This window comes from Aeromonas sp. R1-1 (assembly GCF_040908495.1).
GTDB lineage: Bacteria > Pseudomonadota > Gammaproteobacteria > Enterobacterales > Aeromonadaceae > Aeromonas > Aeromonas veronii.
The window spans coordinates 1-3,997 of the sequence record NZ_JBFODV010000231.1 but is presented as its reverse complement, the minus strand read 5'-3'; the positions used below and the strand labels follow the sequence as shown (position 1 = coordinate 3,997).

The following is a 3,997-nucleotide window of genomic DNA, read 5'->3' as shown; positions in this document are numbered from 1 at the left end:
ACCGAGATCCGTGATCTGCTGAAATCCCAACAAGGGAAATAAGCGCCATCTCCTGTCGTGTAGAGATAAAAAAACCGCCTGCTGGCGGTTTTTTGTTTTTGGGAGGCCAGCCACTCAGGCTCTGGGGTGGTGCTCCCCGTGCAGCACCTTGAGTCGCTCGTTGGCCACATGAGTGTAAATCTGGGTGGTGGAGAGATCCGCATGGCCCAGCAGCATCTGCACAACCCGCAGATCGGCGCCGTAGTTGAGTAGATGGGTGGCGAAGGCGTGGCGCAAGGTATGGGGGGAGAGCTCACCGTTGATCCCGGCCCGCAGGGCATAGAGCTTGATGCGATGCCAGAAGGTCTGGCGGGTCATCATACGGGCCTGCTTGGAGGGAAACACCACATCCGAGCTGGTGCCCCCCAGCAGCAGGGTGCGGGCCTCCCGGTAGTAACGCTCCAGCCAGTGCATCGCCTCCTCGCCCATCGGTACCAGCCGCTCCTTGTTGCCCTTGCCGACCACCCGCACCAAACCCTGACGCAAACTGACATGCTCGGCAGTGAGCCCCACCAGCTCGGAAACCCGCAAGCCGGTGGCGTAGAGCAGCTCCAGCATTGCCTTGTCCCGCAACTCCAGCGGGTCATCCACCAGCGGCGCACTCAAGAGTGCCTCCACTTCCGTTTCGCTTAAATCTGAGGGGAGTTTTTTCGGCAGCTTGGGCCCCTCCAGCAGCACGGTCGGATCGTCGCTGCGCAGCTTCTCGCGGTTGAGATACTGGTAAAAGCGGCGCAGGGCCGACAGGAAGCGGGCTGTGCTGCTGGCCGCAAACTGGTGATCGACCCGCCAGGCGAGGTAGTGCTGGATCTCGTCCATCCCTGCCAGCAGCAGCGAGCTCCCCTGCTCATCGAGCCAGAGGGAGAACTTCTCCAGATCGCTGCGATAGGAGCTGACCGTGTTGTCAGACAATCCCCGCTCCAGCCAGAGGGCGTCGAGGAAGGGTTCAATCAGGGGATGTGGGTCGGGCTTGCTCATGGTGCGCTGCAATCAGGGGAAAGATGGCCCATTGTAACGCGCCAACTCCTTGGAAAGACAAGGCACTTTCATTGGAAAGATAAGGCTCGTTTGCCACGTCCCTTGCCGGGCGGTGAAGGTCGAATGGCAATCTGCTAGACTGGCACCCTCCCCTTACGTTACCCATCGTGTTGCCAACATGGCGCAGCCCACACGAGCATGCGAGAACGCGCCAAAAGCAAGCGAGAAAGCGCCAACAGAGAGAAGAGCGATGAAGATTGGTCTGTTTTACGGTTCCACCACCTGCTACACCGAGATGGCTGCCGAGAAGATCCGCGCCCTCATCGGCCCCGAGCTGGTGGATATTCACAATATCAAGGATGTCTCCCTGCGCCGGATGGAGGATTACGAGATCCTGATCCTCGGCATCTCCACCTGGGATTTTGGCGAACTGCAGGAGGACTGGGAGTCCCGCTGGGAAGATATCGCCGATCTCCATCTGGAGGGACGCATCGTGGCCCTGTTTGGCCTCGGCGATCAGCTCGGTTATGGCGAATGGTTCCAGGACGCCCTCGGCATGCTGCACGATCAGCTGGTGCCAAAAGGAGTCAAGCTGGTGGGCTACTGGCCCAACGAAGGGTACGAATTCGATGCCTCCAAGGCACTGATCGATGATGGCCGTCACTTCGTCGGGCTGGCCCTCGATGATGCCAATCAGTATGACCAGACCGATCCGCGCATCGAGCAGTGGGTCGAGCAGATCCTGAGCGAAATCCACGCCTTGCTCTGATCTTTCCCACGTTTTGGCAAAACGACCCTGAGCGCCTGGCCCTGGCCGCCGGGCGCAGTTATCGCACCGATTTTCTCAATCGGTATCATCGCATGACGCTATAGCGACTTTTTTGTGCTGGTCTGCAACAATGGACTCGACATCCCATAACAATCAGAGCCGGATGTCGGAAGCAAACGGACAGACCAGAAAAGGATATTCTATGACCCCATTCTCCCTGTTGGCCCCCGCCATCGCCCGTGACGTGCTCGATCACGCGCTTGCGCTGGGTGCCGATTTTGCCGAGCTGTTTGTCGAGCGCAAGCGCCGCAGCCAGCTCAGCCTGCTCTCCAGCCAGATAGAGAACATCAGCGGCGGCCTCGATTTCGGCATCGGTGTGCGCCTCTGTTACGGCCACAAGGTGCTCTACGGCTACACCAACCAAGCCAGCCGAGACGAGCTGCTGCGCATCGTCACCCTGCTGGCGGCCAAAGACCGCCGCGACCCCGTGGTGACCGCCACCGCCTTCGATTTCACCCGCCTGAGCGATCGCAACCCAGTCGAGCTGCCGCTCTCGGCAGACAAGCTGCTGGAGCAGAAAATCGCCTATCTGCACGCCATGGATGCGGTGGCCCGCGCCGAGAGCAGCAAGGTGAGCCAGTTCTCCGGCAACGTGCTGGGCTGGGAGCAGGAGGTGGAAATCTTCAACAGCGAAGGGCTGCAAGTAGCCGATCGCCGCCACTACAACCGCATCATGGCCCAGACCATCGCCATGGAAGGGAGCGAGCAGAGCGTCGGTTACGAGGCTCCCGGCGCCCTAATGGGCTGGGAGCATGCCGATCGCATCGATCCGCGCGAGCTGGCCCTCACCGCCACCCGTCAGGCACTGGTGAAACTGGGCGCGGCTCCCTGCCCGAGCGGCACCCTGCCGGTCATCATGGAGAACGGCTTTGGCGGCGTCATCTTCCACGAGGCGTGCGGCCATCTGCTGGAGACCACCTCGGTGGCCAAGAAGGCGTCGGTATTCCACGACAAGATGGGCCAGCTCATCGCCAATCCGGTGGTCAATGCGGTGGATGAAGGCTTGCAGAGCAACGCCTGGGGCTCCATCAACGTCGATGACGAGGGGATGGCGACCCAGCATACCCAGCTCATCAAGGACGGCGTTCTGACCGGCTTTCTGGTGGACAGAATGGGGGCCCTCAAGACGGGCTACGCCCGCACCGGCTCGGGTCGGCGCGAATCGTACAAGTACGCCCCCACCTCGCGCATGCGCAACACCTATATCGAGCCGGGCAACCACAGCCTCGACGATATGCTGGCCACCGTCGAACATGGCATCTATGCCAAGAAGATGGGGGGCGGCTCGGTACAGCCCGGCACCGGTGAATTCAACTTCAATGTGCAGGAGGCCTACCTCATCGAGCACGGCAAAATCACCAAGCCGCTCAAGTCAGCCACCCTGATCGGCACCGGCCCGCAGGTGCTGAAAGAGATCTCCATGGTGGGCCGCAATCTGGCGCTGGCTGCTGGCATGTGCGGCTCTGTCTCGGGCTCGGTCCCCACCTCGGTGGGCCAGCCGGCGCTGAAAGTGGATAATATCCTGGTGGGAGGGAACGCCTGATGAGCCAACTTGACATGAACCAACTGCTCACCCGCCTGCTAGGCAAGGTGGCCGACCTCGGCGCCGAGGCAGACATCATCGCTAATCAGGAGAAGGCCTTCTCCCTCAAGGCAGACAAGGGCGAGCTGGGTGAATACAAGGTCACCAGCAGCCAGCAACTCGGCATTCGCCTGATCAAAGAAGGTCGGGTCGGCATCGCCTACTCGGAATCCCTCGATGAGCTGGCGCTGGATGCCATGCTGCAGGATGCGCTCGATGCCAGCCGCTTTGCCAAGGTGGATGCGGATCAGCGCATCTCGGTGGCCAATAGCCGGATCACCACAGATTGCGCCGAGATCAACCAGCCCGATACCACGCCGGTTGAGGAGAAGATCGCTCTGGCCCTGCGTCTGGAATCTGACATGCTGGCCATGCCCGATGTGAGCGGCGCCCCCTACAACAGCTTCTTTGAAGGGGAGAGCCAGATCTGGCTCGCCAACAGTCAGGGCACCCTCTGCCAGCACGGCGAGTTCAGCGTCGGCTGCTACACCTCGGCGCTGGTGGAACGGGATGGCCGCCAATCGATGCACTCGCAGGGGCAGTATGGCCGTCGCTTCGACGAGCTGGATAGC

General features: G+C 61.1%; 4 protein-coding genes. 3 read left to right on the top strand and 1 reads right to left on the bottom strand.

Going from position 1 to position 3,997, the window contains the following annotated elements:
* Positions 1–114: 114 nt before the first annotated feature.
* Positions 115–1,014 carry a site-specific tyrosine recombinase XerD gene (gene xerD / locus AB5Y92_RS15440; RefSeq protein ID WP_368227078.1) on the bottom strand — a complete coding sequence of 300 codons (900 nt, stop codon included), beginning with the start codon at positions 1,012–1,014 and terminating at the stop codon, positions 115–117.
* A gap of 250 nt (positions 1,015–1,264) precedes the next feature.
* On the opposite strand from xerD, the gene fldB reads away from it, so the two are divergent.
* The 3 genes from fldB to AB5Y92_RS15425 all read left to right on the top strand — a co-directional run.
* Positions 1,265–1,783: a flavodoxin FldB gene (fldB, locus tag AB5Y92_RS15435; RefSeq protein ID WP_005335151.1), complete on the top strand. Its 519-nt coding sequence runs from the start codon at positions 1,265–1,267 to the stop codon at positions 1,781–1,783.
* A 202-nt stretch (positions 1,784–1,985) separates the two neighbouring features.
* The gene (locus tag AB5Y92_RS15430; RefSeq protein ID WP_368227077.1) at positions 1,986–3,386 is read left to right on the top strand and encodes a TldD/PmbA family protein; all 1,401 of its coding nucleotides are present in this window, start codon (positions 1,986–1,988) and stop codon (positions 3,384–3,386) included.
* On the top strand, positions 3,386–3,997 hold a 612-nt coding region (locus AB5Y92_RS15425), incomplete at its 3' end, for a PmbA/TldA family metallopeptidase (RefSeq protein WP_368227076.1). The genes AB5Y92_RS15430 and AB5Y92_RS15425, both read left to right, overlap by 1 nt.